Below are 17960 nucleotides of genomic sequence, written 5' to 3'. Positions count from 1 at the left end.
CACACCCAGCACCGACTTCACAAAGGGCCCGCCATGTGTGAAGTCCAGGTTGGGTGTGTGAAGTCCTCGCATGGCCCGCCAGAGCGTCAAATCTGTCGCTCCGACACCACTTCTGGCGATCTTGTCAGATTGGCCGCCGCGGCCAGGGGCTTCGTGAAGTAGCGGCTCGTCGGCGAGTCGGCGTACGCGCCGAAGGCGAGCATCGGCTCATACCCCGCGCTGGCGTAGAGGGCGATCGCCTCGGGTTGCATCGTGCCGGTCTCGAGGACGATGCGGCGCCGCCCGGCCGCCAACGCCGTTCGCTCCAGCTCGGCGAGCACGGCTCGGGCGTGCCCCTTCCCGCGGTGGGCCGCGGCCACGTACATCCGCTTGACCTCGGCGTCGCCGTCACGCAGCGGGCCGCCCTCCCGGGCGTAGCGCGCCCGCCAGCCGCCGCATGCCACCGGCTCCCCACCGGTGTACCCGACGACGAAGAGCCCGTCGGGCGAGTCGAACTCGCGCGGGTCGACCTCGGTGGCGTCCTCACTGCCGTAGCGCTCGCGGTAGACCTGCTGGATCTCGGCGATCAGCCGGTACGAGTCGGGGTGGTCGAACGGGGTGGGGCGCAGCTCGAGCACGCCCCGAGCCTACGGATCACTCGCGCGGCGCCACGGCGTTTCCGACGAACGGCGCCGCTCGTCGGATAGGTTCCGACGAGCGCGCCGTTCGTCGGTTACACGGCCGACGCGGCCTTGGCCTTGCGGCGCCACGTCGTCAGGACGCGCTCCGTGTAGCCGTTCGGCTCCGTGCGCCCGGTGAACACCAGCTCGAGGGCGGCCTGGAAGGACGGGCTGGCGTCGAGGTCCTTCGCCATCGGCGCGTAGCCGGGCTCGTTCGCGTTCTGCTCGTCGACGAGCGCGGCCATCCGCGCGAACGTCTCGCGCACGGTCGCCTCGTCGACAAGGCCGTGGTGCAGCCAGTTCGCGATGAGCTGGCTGGAGATCCGCAGGGTGGCGCGATCCTCCATCAGGCCGACGCCCTCCAGGTCCGGCACCGTGGAGCAGCCGATGCCGAGGCCCACCCAGCGCACCACGTACCCGAGGATCGACTGGGCGTTGGTCTCCAGCTCGTGCCGCTTCTCCTCGTCGGTGAGCTCGCCGGTGAGCAGCGGCACCTCCAGCAGCAGCCGCCGGACGGTCTCCCGGCCTGCGAGCTCGCGCTGGCGGGCGGCCACGTCGATCCGCAGGTAGTGCAGCGCGTGCAGGGTGGCGGCGGTGGGTGATGGCACCCACGCGGTGTTGGCACCCGCTTCCGGGTGGGCGCCCTTCGTGGCGAGCAGCTCGGCCATGGCGGCGGGCTTGGCGAACATGCCCTTGCCGACCTGCGCCTGCCCGACGAAGCCGGCGCGCAGCGCCACGTCCACGTTGCGGTCCTCGTAGCCCAGGAGCCACGCCGTGGACTTCATGTCGTTCTTGCGCACGACCGGGCCCGCGAGGAAGTCGGAGTGGATCTCGTCGCCGGTGCGGTCGAGGAAGCCGGTGTTCACGAACATGACCCGGTCCTGCGCGGCGGCGATGCACGCGTCGAGGGTGAGCGACGTGCGCTTCTCCTCGTCCATGATGCCGATCTTGAGGGTGGTCGGCTCGAGCCCGAGCGCCTCCTCGACGGCGGCGAAGAGCTCGACGGTGAGGGCCACCTCGTCGGGCCCGTGCTGCTTGGGCTTGACGATGTAGACGCTGCCGGCGCGGGAGTTGGAGTATCGGCCGAGCCCGCGCAGGTCGTGCAGGGCAGCGGTGGCGGAGACGAGCGCGTCGAGCACGCCCTCCGCGACCGGCCGCCCGTCGACGCGCACGGCGTCGGTGAACATGTGGTGGCCGCAGTTGCGCACCAGCAGCAGCGACCGCCCGTGGAGGGTGAGCGGGGAACCGTTCGGCGCGGTGTAGTGGCGATCGCCGTTCACCCGCCGCTCGATCGTCTCGCCGCCCTTCTCGAAGGTCGAGACGAGCTCGCCGGTCATCAGGCCGAGCCAGGTGCGGTAGGCGAGCGCCTTGTCCTCGCCGTCGACGGTGGCGACGGAGTCCTCGAGGTCGACGATCGTGGTGATCGCCGCCTCCACGGCGACGTCGGCGACGTCGGCGTGGTGCTGGCGCCCGACCTGGTGCTCCGGGTCGATCGTCAGCTCGACGTGCAGGTTGTGGTGGCGCAGCAGGATCGCCGAGACGGCGCCCGCGGAGCCGCCACCGCCGTCGGAGCCGCTGCGGTGGCCTGCGAACTGCGCCGCGTCGGCGAGGCCGCTCTCCCCCGTGCCGGTCGCGACGACGAGCCGCCCGTTCTCCACCCAGTAGGCGGTGGCGTCGGCGTGGCTGCCCTGGGTCAGCGGGAAGAGCTCGTCGAGCAGCCGGTCGGCCTCCGCGATCACCTGCGCACCGCGCTTCTCGTCGTAGCCGCGGGCGAGCTCGTGGTCGAGAGGGAGGGCATCGGTGCCGTAGAGCGCGTCGTAGAGCGAGCCCCAGCGCGCGTTGGCGGCGTTCAAGGCATAGCGGGGCACGGTGGCCGGCACCACGAGCTGCGGGCCCGCAATCTCGGCGATCTCCGGGTCGACCCGGTCGACCTGCACCTTCGGTGAGGCGGGCGGCACCAGGTAACCGATCTCGGTGAGGAACCCCTCGTACGCCGCGGGGTCCCCTCCTCCGTTCTCGGAGTGCCATGCGTCGAGCTGGGCCTGCAGCTCGTCCCGCCGCTGCAGCAGCAGCCTGATCCGCCCGTCGAACCGATCGTGCAGCGTGGTGAGGGTTGACCAGAACCACTCCGGCTCGAGGTCGAGGCCGGGGAGCAGCTCATCGGCCACGAACGCCCGCAGTGCCGGATCGATCTGCACTTCACTCATCTCTCACCCTCCGGTCGTCGCGCACGCACGGCGGGTACCCGCCCGGCGACTTTTTTACCAGACGGACTTGAACTTCCGCATCGCGGAAGTGACACTCAGCGCGTGACGACGGCTGTGGGCACGGGCTCGACCGACGCGGGGCCGACGGCGCCGGTCATCGCCAGCCCCACGACGACAGCGGCCACGAGCACGAGGGCCAGCTGCAGCTTCCGGCGTGGACCCACCGCTTCGACCTCCCGAACGTTCTCCGTTGGCGGGCGACCGGTCCGGACACCGATGAGGACCGGGCGATCCGGGGATCGCGGACGTAGTCTCCATGCAAGGCATGGACCCGCGACGAAGGGGGCCTGTCCATGAGTCTCGACGGCGTGGTTCGGCGGGCGTTCGAGACCGCGCTCTCCCCGGAGGACGTGATCAGCGATCCGGTCCGGTGTCGCTCGTACGAGTGCGACGGGCTCACCGGGTACCGGGTGATCCCGCAGCTGGTGCTCCTCCCCCGCGACGCGGCGCAGGTGGCCGCCGCGGTGCGCGTCTGCCACGAGCACGGCGTGCCGTTCGTCGCCCGCGGGGCAGGCACGGGGCTCTCCGGCGGCGCGCTCCCGGTGGCCGACGGTGTGGTGATCAGCCTGGCCCGGCTCAAGCGGGTGCTTGAGGTCGACCCGGTGGACCGGCGCGCGGTCGTCGAGCCGGGCGTCACGAACCTCGAGATCACCGCGGCCGCGGCCCCGCACGGGCTGTACTACGCCCCCGACCCGTCCAGCCAGCAGGTCTGCACGATCGGCGGCAACGTCGCGGAGAACTCCGGCGGCGCCCACTGCCTCAAGTACGGCTTCACCACCAACCACGTGCTGTCCTGCGAGGTCGTGCTGCCCGACGGCGACCGCGTCACGCTCGGCTCCGACACCGGCGAGCAGGCCGGGCCGGACCTCCGCGGCGTGTTCGTCGGGTCGGAGGGCACGCTCGGCATCACCACGAAGATCACGGTCCGGTTGCTGCGCACGCCGGAGACGGTGCGCACACTGCTCGCCGACTTCCCGTCGATCGCCGCGGCGGGCGAGGTGGTGTCCGACATCGTCGCCGCCGGCATCGTGCCGGCCGCCGTCGAGATGATGGACACGCTCGCCATCGAGGCGGCCGAGGAGGCGGTGCACGCCGGCTACACGGTGGGGGTGCCGGCCGCGCTCGTCGTCGAGCTGGACGGCCCGACCGAGGAGTGCGACGTGCAGTTCGAGCAGGTCAAGCAGATCTGCGACCGGCACGGCTGCACCCGGCTGCACATCGCGGGCTCGCCGGAGGAGCGGGCGAAGATCTGGAAGGGGCGCAAGGCCGCCTTCGCCGCCGTCGGCCGCATCTCCCCCGACTACTTCGTGCAGGACGGGGTCGTCCCGCGCACCCGGCTCGCCGAGGTGCTCGACCGCATCGCAGGCATGGGCACCGACGCGGGTCTGCGCGTCGCGAACGTCTTCCACGCCGGCGACGGCAACCTGCACCCGCTGGTGCTCTACAGCGCCGCAGCAGGCGAGACCGAGCGCGCCGAGAAGCTCTCGGGAGAGATCGCGGAGCTCTGTGTGGAACTGGGCGGGTCGCTGTCGGGCGAGCACGGCATCGGCACCGACAAGGCCTGCTCGATGCCGAAGATGTTCGGTGCGGACGACCTTGCCGTCATGGCGAGGGTGCGCACGGCGTTCGACCCCCGCGGGCTGTGCAACCCCGGCAAGGTGTTGCCCACACCCCGCCTCTGCGGCGAGCGTCCGGGCAAGTACCGCCCCCACCCCCTCGAAGAAGCGGGAGTGATCGAGCGCCTGTGAGCACCAGGACGACCCTCCGCCCCACCGACCTGCGATCCCTGCGGGACGCGGTGCTCGACACCGCGGGCACGATCGGGATCGCGGGCGCCGGCACCGCCGCGGGCTGGGCGGGCACGCTCGCCCAGGTAGACGCGGTGCTCGACACCACCGGCCTCACCGGCGTGATCACGCACAACCCCGGGGACATGACCGTCTCGCTCCGCGCGGGCACGCCACTGCGACAGCTCCAGGAGGAGCTCGCCCCGCACGGCCAGCACCTCTCGTTCGATGCCGCGCGCGTCGCCGACGGCGCCACCGTCGGCGGGCTGATCGCCACGGCCGACGCGGGGCCCGCCGCGCTGGTGTTCGGCTCGATGCGCGACCTCGTCATCGGCGTCACGATCGTGCTCGCCGACGGCACGGTGGCGCGCAGCGGCGGGCACGTCATCAAGAACGTCGCAGGCTACGACCTGGCCAAGCTGCTGCACGGCTCCTACGGCACGCTCGGCGTGCTCGCCGAGGTGGTGCTGCGGCTGCACCCGATGCCCAAGCGCACCGCGACGCTCGCGATCCACTGCTCCCTCGGCGAGGCCGCCGAGCACGCCGCCACCGTGCTGGGCGGCCCGTACGAGCCCGCGGCCATGGAGTGGATCTCCGACGGAACGCTCCTGATCCGGATCGAAGGCACCGAGGAGGCCCTGGACGCGAGGCTGCAACGCCTCCGCACGGCGCTGGGCACGGGCGAGCTCCTCGACCCCGAGCCCCCTTCCGACGAACGGCGCGTTCGTCGGATAGGTACCGACGAGAGCGCCGCTCGTCGGAACGAGGCCTGGGGGCGGCATGCCTCCCTCGTGCGCGGGGCGCCCGGGCTCGCGACCATGCGGATCGGGGTGCGGCCGTCGCGACTGCCGGACGTGCTGGCCGACCTGCCCACCGAGACCGTCACCGCAGGGCTCGGCACCGGGGTCGCGACCGTCTCGCTGCCGCCGGACGCCGTCGAGGCGACGCACGCGCGGGTGCACGCCGCGGGCGGCACGTCTGTGCTGCGCTCCCGCCCTCCCCAGGTGGATGTCCCTGCCTGGGGTCCGCCGCCGTCCGCGATCGCCGTGCTGCGCGCCGTCAAGGCCGAGCTCGACCCGCAGGGCCGCTTCGGCCCGGGCCGCTTCGACGACTGGATGTGAGATGACCACACCCGCCGGCTCCGCCCACACCAACATCCCGCAGACCGCGCCGAGCAGCTTCGACGAGCGCCGCCCGCCCGAGCGCGACCTGCTCGACGACTGCGTGCACTGCGGCTTCTGCCTGCCGACCTGCCCCACTTACCAGCTGTGGGGCGAGGAGATGGACTCGCCGCGGGGCCGCATCTACCTCATGGATCTCGCCCAGAAGGGCGAGATCGACCTGCAGGGCCCGTTCACCGAGCACATCGACCGGTGCCTCGGCTGCATGGCGTGCGTGACGGCGTGCCCGTCGGGCGTGCAGTACGACCGGCTGCTGGAGTCCGTGCGACCCCAGATCGAGCGCAACGTGCCGCGCGAGCGCTCGGACACCTGGTTCCGCAACGCGATCTTCGCGCTGTTCCCGTACAAGCGACGGCTGCGCGCCGCTGCCCTGCCGGGGGCGCTCTACCAGCGGCTGCGCCGGATCCCCTCGGTGGCGAAGCTGGCCTCGAAGCTCCCCGGACGGCTCGCGGCGATGGAGTCCCTGCTGCCGCCGGTGTCGGTCCGTGAGGCGTTCGCGCGGCTGCCGGTGCACACCCCTGCCGTCGGCGAGCGCCGCGCGCGGGTCGCGCTGCTCTCCGGCTGCGTGCAGGACGTGTTCTTCCACCGCGTGAACGTCGCGACGGTCCGGGTGCTGTCCGCCGAGGGCTGCGACGTGCTCGTGCCGCGCGATCAGGGGTGCTGCGGAGCGCTCGAGCTGCACGCAGGCCGCGAGGACAGCGCGCTGGCACGGGCGAAGCGCGAGATCGCGGTGTACGAGAAGCTGGACGTCGACCACATCGTCACGAACGTCGCCGGCTGCGGATCGTCGATGAAGGAGTACGGCCACCTCCTCGACGACGACCCCGAGTGGGCCGAGCGGGCGGCCGCGTTCAGCAAGCGGGTGCGCGACGTGCACGAGGTGCTCGCGGAGCTGGGCCCACGGGCGCCGCGGCACCCGTTCCGCGGCCGGGTGGCCTACCACGACGCCTGCCACCTCGGGCACGCCCAGCAGGTGCGCAGCCAGCCGCGCGAAGTGCTGCGCTCGATCCCCGAGCTGGAGCTCGTCGACCTGCCAGAGGCCGCGCTGTGCTGCGGGTCGGCCGGCATCTACAACATGATCATGCCGGAGGCCGCGTCCGAGCTCGGCGCCCGCAAGGCGGCGAACGTCCGGTCGGTGGAACCCGACCTTGTCGTCACCGCCAACCCGGGCTGCCTGCTGCAGATCGGCAAGCACCTCGGCGAGGACCTCCCACTCCTGCACCCGGTCCAGCTGCTCGACGCCTCGATCCGCGGCGTGCCGGTTCCGCGCAGCTAGCCTGGTCAGCGGCTGAGCAGGCCGCCCCGGCGCGCGGCGTCGAGCCAGCCCGGGTATTCGGTCATGAGCAGGTCGTACAGCCGGTCGTCGGACAGGTTCGACGGGTCGGTGACCCCGAAGAAGTCGGCGTTGTCCAGGTAGCGGCCGGGCAGGTCGTCCAGCTGCTCGAGGAAGGCGAACTGGCTGTCGGCGAGGCGGGCCAGCAGCCCTCGCTTCTTCTTCTCGCCCGCGTCCACCGCCTTGTTCGACTTCCCGATCGCCATGAACTGCCAGAACACCGGCTCGTACGAGGAGAACCGCAGCTGCTCCTCCGCGTCCTTGCGGTCCATGGGCGCGCCGTCGGTCACGAACATGACGTACACCGGCTGGGTGTCGGGGCACGGCTGGGAGCGCGGGCCCGCCGCCCCGAAGTAGCGCTCCCGGATCAGCCGCATCGCCGCGCCGTAGCTGGTGCCGGCCTCGAGGCGGCGGCGCCGGATCATGTCCGGCACGTACGTCGCGTGGTTGGCCACCGCGACAGCGGACTCCTCGTAGCCGCCCGCGCCGAACAGGAAGACGTCGACCTGGCCGTTGTCGTCGAAGCGCAGGCCGAGCGCGAGGATCCGCTCGACGAGGGCCTGGATCTTGCCGGAGCGGTACAGCCCGTCCATCGAGGCCGAGATGTCCAGGCACAGCGCCACCCGCGCGGTGTGCTCGCCGAGCCCGCGCTTCTCCAGGCTGACCGCTGCCCGCTTGGTGAGGTCCAGCAGCCCGGGCGCCTCGGCACCGAGCCGCTTCTCCATGTCGATCAGCTTCTGCTTCTTCAGGCTCACCGCGCCCGGTCCAGGAGCAGCGGGTTGCGCGGGGACCGTCTCGTCGGCGACGTCGACGCCGAAGTCGCTCGCGAACCCGGCCAGCCCTGAGTCGTAGCCCTGCCCGATCGCCCGGAACCGCCACGCGCCCGATCGGCGGTACAGCTCGCCGAGCAGGAACGCCGTCTCCGAGCTCGCGCCCTCCACGGCGTACCGCGCGTGAACGGTGCCGCCTGCGCCGACCTCGACGACCAGGCCGGCGACCTCGCCGAACGGCCGTCCCTCCGCCGATGCCCCGATGACGATCCGCTCGACGTCGGCCTCGACCGCAGGCAGCTGGATCTGGAGGCCGTCCACGCCGGGTGCGCCACCGGCATGCCGCACGGATCCGCTCGGGTGCTGCGGTTGCCCGTAGAAGACGAAATCGGCATCCGAGCGGACCTTGCCGTCCTGGTTCAGGAGCAGGGCCGAGACGTCGACCGTCGGCCCCCCGGACCAGCTCACGCGCACCGCCGTGTCGCCGGGTTCGCCGAGTTCGACGTTCTGCCCCTTCGCAAGATCCATGCCGCCGACCTTATGTCCGATCCGTTCACGACCGGGTGGGGGTGGCGCGGTCATCCTCGGGGTCTCACATACGGGAGGTGTCGACATGAGAATCGGAATGGGTCTGCCGGCCGCCGTGCCCGAGGCCGATGCCACGACCCTCGGCGAGTGGGCCGCCACCGCCGAACGGCTCGGTTTCTGCTCGCTCGGCGTGATCGACCGGCTGGTCTACGACAACCTGGACCCGCTCGTCGCGCTCGCGGCCGCCGCGGCCCGCACGGAGCGGGTGGAGCTGCTCACCACGGTCCTGAACGTCCCCTATCGCCAGAACGCCGTGGTGCTCGCCAAGCAGCTAGCCTCGATCGACCGGCTGTCCGGCGGGCGGCTGACCGCGGGCCTCGCCCTCGGCGGCTGGCCGGAGGACTACCAGGCCAGCGATGTGCCCCAGCGCAGGCTCGGTGCCGTGATGGACGCCATGGTCGCGACGATGCGGGACGTGTGGAACGGCAAGTTGGAGGGCGCGAGCGGGCCGATGCCCGCGCTGCCGGGCGATCGCCCCGGCCTGCTCTTCGGAGGGCTCGTTCCGGCGGCCTACACCCGGGCCGCCACCGTCGGGCAGGGCTGGATCGCGCCATCGGCCGGGATCCAGCAGCTGGTCGACGGCGTCGACGCGATCCGGAAGGAATGGGATCGCATCGGGCGCGCCGGGCGGCCACGCGTGGTGACCGTGCGTTACTTCTGCTTCGGTCCCGGCGCCGACGAGCACGCCGAGCAGGAGCTGCGGCACTACTACCTCGACTTCGCCGACTTCGTGAAGGCCGACACCCCCACCACGCCGGAGCACCTCGACGCCGAGCTGCGCAGGCTGCGCGACGCAGGCGCCGACGACGTGGTGCTGATGCCGTGCACCGACGACATCGACCAGATCGGCATGGCCGCCGACGCGCTCGACGGCCTCGGGATCACCGCGGATCCGGAGCGGACGATGCGCTGAGGTCCAGGGTCACGCTGCCGGGGATGGCCGCGAACGCCTCGTGCAGGCGGGCCTTCAGCTCGTCGCGGCTCGCCGGGCCCGGTCGGAACGTCCACTGCTCCAGCGCGCAGTGGAACGCGGCCACCAGCGCGTCGATCGCCAGCCGGACGCGCAGGTCGTGCTCGGCGAAGCCGAAGCGCTCCCGCAGCAGCGTGATCGCGGCGCGGGTGGTGCGGTCGCAGAACTGGAGGCCGTGGGCGCTCATCGACGGCGTGACCGCGGCCAGCCGGCAGCTGGCCTCCACCCGCTCCGCCCACCCGTCGTCGGGCATCCCGGCGAGGCGCGCGAGCAGCGCGGCCTGCAGGAGCTCCAGGAGCGTCCCCCGGCCCCCCTGCTCGTGGGTGCGGAGCTCGTCGAGGAAGGCCGTCCACAGGTCGTGCGTGGGCGCCAGCGCGACATCCTCCTTGCTCGTGAAGTAGCGGAAGAATGTCCGCTTGGAGACCTCCACCTCGGCACACAGGTCGTCGAGGGTGGTGGTGTCGAACCCGTCCTCGGCGAACCTGCGCAACGCGGTGTCCACGAGGGCCTGCCGCGTACGCAGCTTCTTGCGCTCCCGCAGTGACATCCCGGGGAGGGAGAGGGTGTCCATCGCCACGCAGTGTACCCCGGGCGCGAACGCCACTTGTAGTATTACGCCACTCAGTGGCAGATGCTTCTCAGTGAAAGTGAGCGTTCATGCGTGCTCTTCTCGTCGACCGATCCGTGCCCGGTGGCCTGCGCCTCGGCGACGCGCCCGATCCGGTGCCCGCACCGCACCAGGCGCTGGTGCGCGTGACCGCGACGTCCCTCAACTACGGCGAGGTGAGGTTCGGGCCCGAGAACGCCCCGGACGGCACGGTGCTGGGCTGGGACGCCGCAGGCGTCGTCGAACGCGCGGCCGCCGACGGGTCGGGGCCTGCGGCCGGCACGCCGGTGGTCACGCTCGCCCCTGCCGGGGCGTGGGCCGAGCTGCGCGCCGTCGACACCGGCCTGATGGGAGTGGTTCCGGACGGCGCCGACCTCCGCGCGATCAGCACCGTTCCGGTGGCGGGCGCGAGCGCGCTGCGGGCCCTGCACCGGGTCGGGCCGCTGCTGGGCAGGCGCGTGCTGGTCACGGGCGCGACCGGCGGCGTAGGGCGCTACGCGGTGCAGCTCGCACGCCTCGGCGGCGCGTACGTCGTCGCGAGCACGGGCGACCCGCTGCGGCACGGCGACGGCCTGCGGGCGCTGGGCGCCGACGAGGTGGTGGCCGCTCCCGGCGACTTCGCAGGCCAGGTGGACGGCGTCGTCGACATGGTGGGCGGGCCGCAGCTGGTGGCCGCCTACGAGCGGCTCGCGGCGGGCGGCACCCTGGTCTCCGTCGGGCACGCGACGGACGAGGGCGAGCAGTTCCCGTTCGGCACGCTCTTCGGCAACGAGGGCCGCCACGACCGCTCGATCGTCACGTTCTACCTCCTGGAATGCCCGAACGTCGGCCCCGACCTCGCATGGCTGGCGGGCGCCGTCGCCGGCGGGCGGCTCGACCCGCAGATCTCGTGGCGCGGCAGCTGGAAGGACGTCGCCGACGCCACAGGCGCGCTGCTGGAGCGGCGGTTGCACGGCAAGGCGGTGCTCGAGATCGGCTGAGCCCAACGCCTTCCGCCGAGAACGCCGAAGGAGCCCAGCGGGCTGATTCCCGACGGCTAGTCTGTCGACATGAGTGCTGAGCGTGACGAGCTGCGCGAGCTGGTCGAGCGCCTGCCTGATGAACAGGTGCCGGCGGTGCTGGCTGCGGCTCGCCGCCACCTGCAGAGTGCGTCGACACAACCGTGGCCACCGGCGTTCTTCGGCGCAGGTCGCGCCGGGCGCACGGATACAGCAGCGCGGTCTGAGGAGCTGCTGGATGAGGGGTTCGGCCGCCCAGCGTGATCCTCTGCGACACGGGACCGATCGTTGCCGCCGCCCTGGTCGATGACAATGACCATCACGCCTGCGTGGAACTGTTCACCGGCTTACACCTGGCCGGCCGAGAGTTGCTCGTCCCAGGAACCGTCGTGGCGGAGGTTGGCGATTTCCTCACCCCTTCACCGCCCCCTGCGTGAACCCGGCGATGAAGCGGTCGAGGAACAGGTTGAACACCAGCGCGATGGGCACGGCGACGAGCACGGCGGAGGCCTGGAGCGACTGCCAGAAGAACACGTCGCCGCGGACGAGCTCGGTGGGCACCCCGGTGCTGATCACCTTCTCCGCGCTGGGCGAGATGAACGCGAGCGCGTAGATGAACTCGCTCGCCGTGAGCGTGAACGCGAACACGACCACGGCGACGAGCCCGGGGAACAGCAGCGGCGCGACCACCCGCAGCATGGCCCCGAGGCGGCTGTAGCCGTCGACCATGGCCTGCTCCTCGATGTCCTTCGGGATGGTCTTGAGGAACCCGATGAGCAGCCACACCGAGACCGGCACGGTGATCGTCGGGTAGATCACCACGAGCGACCACGTGGAGTCCTGCAGCCCGAGCGCCACCACCAGCCGCGACAGCGACAGGAACAGCAGGGTGGGCGGCACGAGGTAGACGAAGAAGATCGCAATGCCCATCCGGCCGCCCCACGGCCGGTCGAGCCGGGCCAGGCTGTAGGCGGCCGGGAGCGACAGCGCCAGCGTGATCAGCACGACCAGCACGCCGACCCACAGCGTGTTCCACGCGAAGGTGGCGAAGCCGGTCCGGTTGAACAGCAGGTCGATGTGGTCGTTCGTCGGCGTCTCGTTGAAGACGAACGGGTTGTTGCGCCGCCGGTAGAGGTCCCTGTCCTGTTTGAACGTGGTGATCGCCGCCCAGACGAACGGCCCGGCCGCGGCCAGCGCGGACACCACCGCGACGGCGTAGAGCGCGATCCGGCCGGCCCGGTGCCGGCGCGCGTAGCGCCGCCGGTCGGCATCGGTGACGACCAGACCGTCCATCACCCGATCTCCATCCGCCGCACCGCCCGCAGGATCGCGATCGCCGCCGCCAGCAGCAGCGGGAACAGGAACAGCGCGATCGCCGCGCCCTGCCCGATGTCGCTCCCCTCGATCCCGCGGAAGAACGCCCAGCTGGCGAGCACCTGGGTCTCATTGGTCGGGCCGCCGCGCGTGAGGACGTAGACCACGGTCATGTCGGTGAACGTGAAGATCGCGCCGAAGAGCGCCGAGATCGCGATGACGGGCGCTGTGAGCGGGATCGTGATCTCGAACATCCGCCGCCAGTAGCCCGCGCCGTCCACGAGGGCCTGCTCCTGCACGTCCCGCGGGATCGACAGCAGCCCGGCCATCATGATCACCGCCGCGAGCGGGACCAGCCGCCAGACGTGTACGGCGATCACCGACGCCATCGCGAGGTTCGGCACGCCGAGCCAGAACATGTTGGTCTGGATCAGCCCTGCGGTCCGGAGCACCCAGTCGATCGGCGAGAACACCGAGTCGAGCATCCACAGCCATGTGATCGTCGACAGCGCCACCGGCGTGGTCCAGGGCAGCAGCACGAGGAAGCGCACCAGCCAGCGACCCTTGAAGTCCGCGATCAGGACGTTCGCCAGCACCTTGCCGAACACGACGATCAAGAGCATCGACACCGCGGTGAATACGAACGTGTTGCGCAGCGAGCGCCAGAACACCGGGTCGGCGAAGATCCGCTCGAAGTTCTGCAGGCCCACCCAGTCGAAGCTCGGGTCGCCGCCGGTCACGTCGGACAGGCTGAACGCGATGGCCAGCACGAACGGCAGCCCGACCAGCGCGAGGATGTAGACGACGGCGGGCGAGAGGAAGAGCCACGCCAGCACGCCGTCCCGGTCGGAGAGACGGCGGCGCGCGAGGTGTGCCGGTGCGGACATCACACTAGGGCCCCAGCCGGACGGGCACCGTGCGTTCCCCGTTCGCCGCGTCGAAGAACCGCAGCCGCCCGGCCGGCACCGCGAAGTCGTGCCGCTCGCCCACCGCGATCGGCGTCTCGACGGTGGCAGGCAGCCGGGCGATGACCCGGCTCGGTCCCTCGCCGAGGTCGACGATGCCGTAGACGTGCCGGTCACCGGACAGGTACTCCATGCGCTGCACCTCGAGCGTGGCCGTCACCCGCTCACCGGGCACGTTCTCGACCGGCAACAGGTGCTCGGGGCGGAAGCCGACGAGCGTGTCGCCCCGCGGCACGAGGTTCATCGGCGGGGACCCGATGAACGTGGCGACGAACGTGTCGGCCGGGTCGTCGTAGATCTCGACCGGCTCGCCGACCTGGCGCACCCGCCCCTGCGACATCACCGCGATCCGGTCCCCGAGCCCCATCGCCTCGCTCTGGTCGTGGGTGACGTAGATCGTGGTCGTACCGATCTCCTGCTGGAAGCGCTTCAGCTCGTCGCGCGCGCTCGCCCGCAGCTTCGCGTCGAGGTTGGACAGCGGCTCGTCGAGCAGGAACACCGTCGGATCCCGGACGATCGCGCGGGCGAGCGCCACCCGCTGGCGCTCGCCGCCGGAGAGCTGGCGCGGCCTGCGGTCGAGCAGGTGCTCGATGCCGAGCATCCCCGCGGCCGTGTTCGCCTTGCGCTCGCGCTCCTCCGGGGGCATCCGGGCCGCCCGCAGCGGGAACACGATGTTGGCCAGCACCGTCTTGTGCGGGTAGAGCGCGTAGCTCTGGAACACCATGGCAATCCGCCGCGCCCGCGGCGGCAGCCCGGTGACCACCTGCCCACCGATGAGCACGTCGCCGCTGGTCGGCTCCTCCAGACCGGCGATCGTGCGCAGCAGCGTGGTCTTCCCGCATCCGGATGGCCCGAGCAGCACCAGGTACTCGCCCTCGCTCGTCGCGAGGTCGATCCCGTCGATCGCGTGGACCCCGTCGAAGTGCTTGTGCAGGTCCTTGACCTCGACCGTGTACACCTCTCAGGTCCCGCCCGTCCCGATCAACCCCCTGGCGCGCCAGTTGTCGAAGATCGGGCGGATCTGGGCCTCCGCGTCGGCAACGGCCTGCTGGGCCGTGACCTCACCGCGCGCGGCCCTTGCGAACATGTTCGGGATGATGAACGTCGCGAACACCTCGCCCTCCGCCGTGTTGGCCGGGCCGGGGTAGCCGACGTTCGTGCTCCAGTCGACGGCGTTCTCGAGAAGGGCGAGCTTGTCCGGGGGCTGCGCGCCGTACGGGTCGTCCTTGAGCCATGCGCCGAGGTCGGGGACGACGTCCGGGTAGGCCGGGAAGTCGTAGAGCCGCGACTCCCAGGCGACGCGGTCGAGGTTGCCCGTGTAGTGCAGCAGGAACTCCTTCGCCGCGTCCGGGTTGGCGGCGTAGGTCGGGACGATCCAGTTGTACATGACGTGGCTGGCGGCACGGGCGTCCGCGGGACCGCGCAGCGGCGGCGTGAACGCGATGTCGTTGGCAACCTCGGGGTCGGTCTCCTGCGAGGTCCGCCATGCCGAGATCGAGTTGAGGATGAACGACAGCTGCCCGGCGGCCAGGCCCTGGTTGTTGGATGCGGCGTTCCACGAGAAGACCTCGGGCGTCATCGCGTCGCGGTAGAGCCGGCTCATGAAGTCGACCGCCTCGACGGCCTCCGGCGAGTTGATCACCACCTGCTCGCGCTCGTCCTGGATCGACGCGCCGTACGACCACAGGAGCGCCCGGCCCGCCATGTTCGAGTCGATCTCCTGGGACATCCCGATCCCGAGCTGGACCCCTTGGCTGTTCTTGATCTCGGCGCCACCCCGCAGCAGGTCATCCCACGTGCTGGGGCCGTTCGGCAGGCCGACCGGCGTCCAGAGGCTGGTGCGGTAGTCGCCGGGGTCGGGCACCCAGCTCGGCGTGAACGCGAAGAACTTGCGGGTAGTCGGGTTGAAGCTGGACTTCCGGCAGAGCTCCAGCTGCGTGCCGTGGCGGCTGTCGGCCTCGGTGACGACGTCGGTCAGGTCGTGCACGCTCGGCTCGTACTGCGGCACCGGGGCGATGTGCATGATGAGGTCGTGGCCCTGCCCGGCCTGGATCTCGGCCTGCGTGCGGGCGGGCAGCTCGGCGTAGTTGATGTGGTCGACCGTGACCTGGACGCCCACCCGGTCGCCCCACTCCCGCACCCACGGGTCGAACCACGCGTCATGGGCCGGCACGAAGTGGCTCCACATCAGGATCGACAGCGCCCCGGACAATCGGGATGCCGGATCCGTGAACGTGCCCTGCGGCCCCGCCCTCGTCGGTTCCACGACGCCGCCCGGAGGCTCCTCACCTCCGCCACCGCACGCCGCGAGCGTGCCGCCGAGCGCAACCAGGCCTGTGGCCTGCAGGAATCGTCGCCTGTCGAACTCCGTGATCCGCATGACGTGGCTCCTCGAGGCGTCGTCGACTCGATCGGGAGAGCGTATGACCAGGCGCCGAAGATCGGGACGAATTGGACGGGATCGTTACGACCGATTCCGATCAACATGTGACAGATAGTTGACGGCCGTCGCTTCAACGCAGCACGATGTGGCCTCTCCCACCACGGTCGAAGGAGACGCGATGGCCGAGACGTTTGTGCTGATCACCGGCGCATGGCACGGAGGATGGGCCTGGCGGCCCGTCGCGCAGCACCTGCGGGCCGCAGGAGCCCGCGTCCTGACCCCCACGCTCCCGGGCCTGCACGACGGGGACGACCCCACGCGGCACACCCTGGCTGACGTCGCGGACGCGATCGTGGGGTTCGTCGAGGCCGCCGACCTGCGGGACGTCACGCTCATCGGCCACAGCTGGGGCGGCTACCCGATCACGGCCGCGGCCCCACGACTGGCGTCGCGCCTGCGCAAGCTCGTCTACTGGAGCGCCTTCGTCCCCGCAGCCGGCCGATCGCTCCACGACGAGGTCCCGCCCGCGTACCAGGAGCTCTTCGCCGCTCAGGCCGCCGCGTCCGGCAACAACTCCGTCACGTTGCCCTTCGAGGTGTGGCAGTCGGGCTTCATGCAGGATGCGCCGGAGGCGGTGCAGCGCGCGATCTATGACCTACTGGTGCCGCAGCCGTACCAGTACTTCACCGAGACGGTCGAGCCGCTCGACCCGGCACTCGGCGTCCCGGCGTCGTACGTGCTGAGCGTCGACGACATCGCCCTGCCGCCGGGCGAGTACGGCTGGAGCCGGTTCGCGGAACGGCTCGGCGTCACCGCACAGCCCGCACCCGGCAGCCACGAGGCCTGCTTCACCGATCCGGCAGGCCTGGCCGAGGCCCTGCTCAAGGCTTGATCCGGAACTCCTCGCAATTGCCGCGGGATCTGAGATGGCAATGATCGGCGCACGGACCGGCTCGCGGCGGTCAGGCCGCCCGTGCGCCGGCCCGGACGGCGACGGCGGCCAGTAGGAACAGCGCCGCGGCCAGCCACAGGACGCCGACCAGCGCCGCGCGATCGACGACGAGGCCGCCGACCAGCGCGCCGAGCCCGATCGCGAGGTTGAACACCGACACCCACAGCGCCGTGGCCGCCTCCACGGCGCGCGGCGCCGCGACGATCATCCAGCTCTGCAGGCTCACCGACACACCGCCGTAGGCGAGGCCCCACAGCAGCAGGAGCGCAATCCCGCCGACGGCCCCCGTGCCGAGCAGCGCATGGAGCGCCAGCACGAGGGCGAGCGCGACGACGATTCCCAGCACGGTCCGGTGCGGCCGGCGAGCCACCGCGAACCCCGCGACGAAGTTGCCGACGATGCCCGCGGCGCCGAACCCGAGCAGCAGCGGCCCGACGAGCGCGGCCGGGACGCCCGCCCGCTCCTGGAGCACGGGGCTCACGAACGTGTAGGCGGCGAAGTGGCCGGTGACCACCAGCAGCGTCACCAGGATGCCGGTGGCCACACCCCGGTTGCGCAGCTGCGCGAGCAGCATCCGCGGCCGCAGCGGCCGGTCGGCGACCAGCGGCGGCAGGAGCGCGAAGAGCGCGACCAGCACGACGGCGGCGAGCGCCCCGAGGGCGCCGAACGCCACCCGCCATCCCGCGAAGTCACCGAGCAGCGTGCCGATCGGCACGCCGAGCACGTTGGCGGCAGCCACCCCGCCGAAGATCAGCGCCGTCGCCCGCGGCACGTGCGGCTCGGGCACCAGCCGCGTGGCGAGCCCGCCCGCGACGGCCCAGAAGCCGCCGATCGCAACGCCGACCAGCACCCGCGAGCCGAGCAGCACCGGATACGTCGGCGCGAGCGCCGACAGCGCGTTCGCCAGGGTCATGAGCGCCATCAGCGCGCCGAGCAGCACCCTGCGGTCGAGCCGCCCCACCAGCACCGGCACCAGCGGCGCGGCCACCGCCGCGACGATCCCCGGGATCGTCACCATGAGGCCGGCCACGCCGTCGCTCACCCGCAGGTCCGCGCCGACCGGCGTCAGCAGTCCGACCGGCAACTGTTCGGCCGTGACCAGCAGGAACGTCCCGACGGCGACCGCTGCCACGGCGACCCACCGCCGCACTCCGACCCGCTCGACAGTCTGCGCCACGTGTCCTAC

Annotated in this window: 17 protein-coding genes; 7 read left to right on the top strand and 10 right to left on the bottom strand. The window is 71.6% G+C overall.

Annotation, left to right across the window (positions count from 1 at the left end):
• Window positions 1-86: 86 nt before the first annotated feature.
• The 3 genes from K1T35_RS09005 to K1T35_RS48745 form a co-directional block, all read right to left on the bottom strand.
• On the bottom strand, window positions 87-617 hold the full coding sequence (locus tag K1T35_RS09005; protein ID WP_220259707.1) for a GNAT family N-acetyltransferase: 531 nt from the start codon (window positions 615-617) through the stop codon (window positions 87-89).
• A gap of 95 nt (window positions 618-712) precedes the next feature.
• A complete protein-coding gene (locus K1T35_RS09000) occupies window positions 713-2866 on the bottom strand; it encodes a malate synthase G (RefSeq protein ID WP_220259706.1) in 2154 nt (717 codons plus the stop codon).
• A gap of 95 nt (window positions 2867-2961) precedes the next feature.
• Window positions 2962-3090, bottom strand: coding sequence for a hypothetical protein (locus K1T35_RS48745; protein WP_255621719.1), 129 nt, complete (start codon window positions 3088-3090; stop codon window positions 2962-2964).
• Between the two features lie 129 nt (window positions 3091-3219).
• On the opposite strand from K1T35_RS48745, the gene K1T35_RS08995 reads away from it, so the two are divergent.
• Genes K1T35_RS08995 through K1T35_RS08985 form a run of 3 tightly spaced genes read left to right on the top strand, consistent with a single transcriptional unit; the run spans window position 3220 to window position 7170 of the window.
• Window positions 3220-4674 carry an FAD-linked oxidase C-terminal domain-containing protein gene (locus tag K1T35_RS08995; RefSeq protein WP_220259705.1) on the top strand — a complete coding sequence of 485 codons (1455 nt, stop codon included), beginning with the start codon at window positions 3220-3222 and terminating at the stop codon, window positions 4672-4674.
• Window positions 4671-5834 carry an FAD-binding oxidoreductase gene (locus tag K1T35_RS08990; RefSeq protein ID WP_220259704.1) on the top strand — a complete coding sequence of 388 codons (1164 nt, stop codon included), beginning with the start codon at window positions 4671-4673 and terminating at the stop codon, window positions 5832-5834. Before K1T35_RS08995 ends, K1T35_RS08990 begins: the two co-directional genes overlap by 4 nt.
• Window position 5835: 1 nt before the next feature.
• Complete coding sequence (locus K1T35_RS08985; protein ID WP_220259703.1) at window positions 5836-7170, top strand: (Fe-S)-binding protein; 1335 nt, start codon at window positions 5836-5838, stop codon at window positions 7168-7170.
• Between the two features lie 5 nt (window positions 7171-7175).
• Here the strand turns inward: K1T35_RS08985 and K1T35_RS08980 are convergent, their stop codons facing one another.
• A complete protein-coding gene (locus K1T35_RS08980) occupies window positions 7176-8525 on the bottom strand; it encodes a VWA domain-containing protein (protein WP_255621718.1) in 1350 nt (449 codons plus the stop codon).
• Window positions 8526-8610: 85 nt separating this feature from the next.
• Here K1T35_RS08980 and K1T35_RS08975 point away from each other — a divergent pair, with 85 nt between their 5' ends.
• Entirely contained in the window at window positions 8611-9498 is an 888-nt protein-coding gene (locus tag K1T35_RS08975) for an LLM class flavin-dependent oxidoreductase (protein WP_220259701.1), read from the top strand.
• On the opposite strand, the gene K1T35_RS08970 is transcribed toward K1T35_RS08975, so the two are convergent.
• Window positions 9467-10126: a TetR/AcrR family transcriptional regulator gene (locus K1T35_RS08970; protein WP_255621717.1), complete on the bottom strand. Its 660-nt coding sequence runs from the start codon at window positions 10124-10126 to the stop codon at window positions 9467-9469. The two genes, K1T35_RS08975 and K1T35_RS08970, sit on opposite strands and share 32 nt — an antisense overlap.
• Window positions 10127-10212: 86 nt before the next feature.
• Here K1T35_RS08970 and K1T35_RS08965 point away from each other — a divergent pair, with 86 nt between their 5' ends.
• Both K1T35_RS08965 and K1T35_RS08960 read left to right on the top strand, forming a co-directional pair.
• Entirely contained in the window at window positions 10213-11142 is a 930-nt protein-coding gene (locus K1T35_RS08965) for a zinc-binding dehydrogenase (protein ID WP_220259700.1), read from the top strand.
• Window positions 11143-11211: 69 nt separating this feature from the next.
• Entirely contained in the window at window positions 11212-11424 is a 213-nt protein-coding gene (locus K1T35_RS08960; RefSeq protein WP_220259699.1) for a hypothetical protein, read from the top strand.
• Between the two features lie 147 nt (window positions 11425-11571).
• Here K1T35_RS08960 and K1T35_RS08955 read toward each other — a convergent pair whose 3' ends face one another.
• From K1T35_RS08955 to K1T35_RS08940, 4 genes are read right to left on the bottom strand one after another with little or no spacing between them, the layout of a single operon-like run.
• Window positions 11572-12453: a carbohydrate ABC transporter permease gene (locus K1T35_RS08955; RefSeq protein ID WP_220259698.1), complete on the bottom strand. Its 882-nt coding sequence runs from the start codon at window positions 12451-12453 to the stop codon at window positions 11572-11574.
• On the bottom strand, window positions 12453-13361 hold the full coding sequence (locus K1T35_RS08950) for a carbohydrate ABC transporter permease (protein ID WP_220259697.1): 909 nt from the start codon (window positions 13359-13361) through the stop codon (window positions 12453-12455). The genes K1T35_RS08955 and K1T35_RS08950 overlap by 1 nt, the downstream gene beginning before the upstream one ends.
• Window positions 13362-13365: 4 nt before the next feature.
• Window positions 13366-14397 (bottom strand): ABC transporter ATP-binding protein, encoded by a 1032-nt coding sequence (locus K1T35_RS08945; RefSeq protein ID WP_220259696.1) that lies wholly within the window; start codon window positions 14395-14397, stop codon window positions 13366-13368.
• Between the two features lie 3 nt (window positions 14398-14400).
• A complete protein-coding gene (locus tag K1T35_RS08940; protein ID WP_255621716.1) occupies window positions 14401-15819 on the bottom strand; it encodes an ABC transporter substrate-binding protein in 1419 nt (472 codons plus the stop codon).
• 181 nt (window positions 15820-16000) lie between these two features.
• Between K1T35_RS08940 and K1T35_RS08935 the strand changes: the two genes are divergently transcribed.
• Window positions 16001-16714 carry an alpha/beta fold hydrolase gene (locus K1T35_RS08935; RefSeq protein ID WP_220259695.1) on the top strand — a complete coding sequence of 238 codons (714 nt, stop codon included), beginning with the start codon at window positions 16001-16003 and terminating at the stop codon, window positions 16712-16714.
• Between the two features lie 70 nt (window positions 16715-16784).
• On the opposite strand, the gene K1T35_RS08930 is transcribed toward K1T35_RS08935, so the two are convergent.
• Window positions 16785-17951 carry an MFS transporter gene (locus tag K1T35_RS08930; protein ID WP_255621715.1) on the bottom strand — a complete coding sequence of 389 codons (1167 nt, stop codon included), beginning with the start codon at window positions 17949-17951 and terminating at the stop codon, window positions 16785-16787.
• Window positions 17952-17960 lie beyond the last annotated feature (9 nt).

It is taken from the genome of Pseudonocardia sp. DSM 110487, assembly GCF_019468565.1.
GTDB lineage: Bacteria > Actinomycetota > Actinomycetes > Mycobacteriales > Pseudonocardiaceae > Pseudonocardia.
The sequence above is the reverse complement of the archived record's forward strand: the minus strand, read 5'-3'. Positions and strand labels throughout refer to the sequence as shown.

What these genes read in the sequence shown, in the direction of transcription:
- K1T35_RS09000 (WP_220259706.1), bottom strand. Translation starts at nt 2,866, where the DNA reads ATGAGTGAAGTGCAGATCGATCCGGCACTGCGGGCGTTCGTGGCCGAT.
- K1T35_RS08995 (WP_220259705.1), top strand. Translation starts at nt 3,220, where the DNA reads ATGAGTCTCGACGGCGTGGTTCGGCGGGCGTTCGAGACCGCGCTCTCC.
- K1T35_RS08985 (WP_220259703.1), top strand. Translation starts at nt 5,836, where the DNA reads ATGACCACACCCGCCGGCTCCGCCCACACCAACATCCCGCAGACCGCG.
- K1T35_RS08980 (WP_255621718.1), bottom strand. Translation starts at nt 8,525, where the DNA reads ATGGATCTTGCGAAGGGGCAGAACGTCGAACTCGGCGAACCCGGCGAC.
- K1T35_RS08975 (WP_220259701.1), top strand. Translation starts at nt 8,611, where the DNA reads ATGAGAATCGGAATGGGTCTGCCGGCCGCCGTGCCCGAGGCCGATGCC.
- K1T35_RS08970 (WP_255621717.1), bottom strand. Translation starts at nt 10,126, where the DNA reads ATGGACACCCTCTCCCTCCCCGGGATGTCACTGCGGGAGCGCAAGAAG.
- K1T35_RS08965 (WP_220259700.1), top strand. Translation starts at nt 10,213, where the DNA reads ATGCGTGCTCTTCTCGTCGACCGATCCGTGCCCGGTGGCCTGCGCCTC.
- K1T35_RS08960 (WP_220259699.1), top strand. Translation starts at nt 11,212, where the DNA reads ATGAGTGCTGAGCGTGACGAGCTGCGCGAGCTGGTCGAGCGCCTGCCT.
- K1T35_RS08955 (WP_220259698.1), bottom strand. Translation starts at nt 12,453, where the DNA reads ATGGACGGTCTGGTCGTCACCGATGCCGACCGGCGGCGCTACGCGCGC.
- K1T35_RS08950 (WP_220259697.1), bottom strand. Translation starts at nt 13,361, where the DNA reads ATGTCCGCACCGGCACACCTCGCGCGCCGCCGTCTCTCCGACCGGGAC.
- K1T35_RS08940 (WP_255621716.1), bottom strand. Translation starts at nt 15,819, where the DNA reads ATGCGGATCACGGAGTTCGACAGGCGACGATTCCTGCAGGCCACAGGC.
- K1T35_RS08935 (WP_220259695.1), top strand. Translation starts at nt 16,001, where the DNA reads ATGGCCGAGACGTTTGTGCTGATCACCGGCGCATGGCACGGAGGATGG.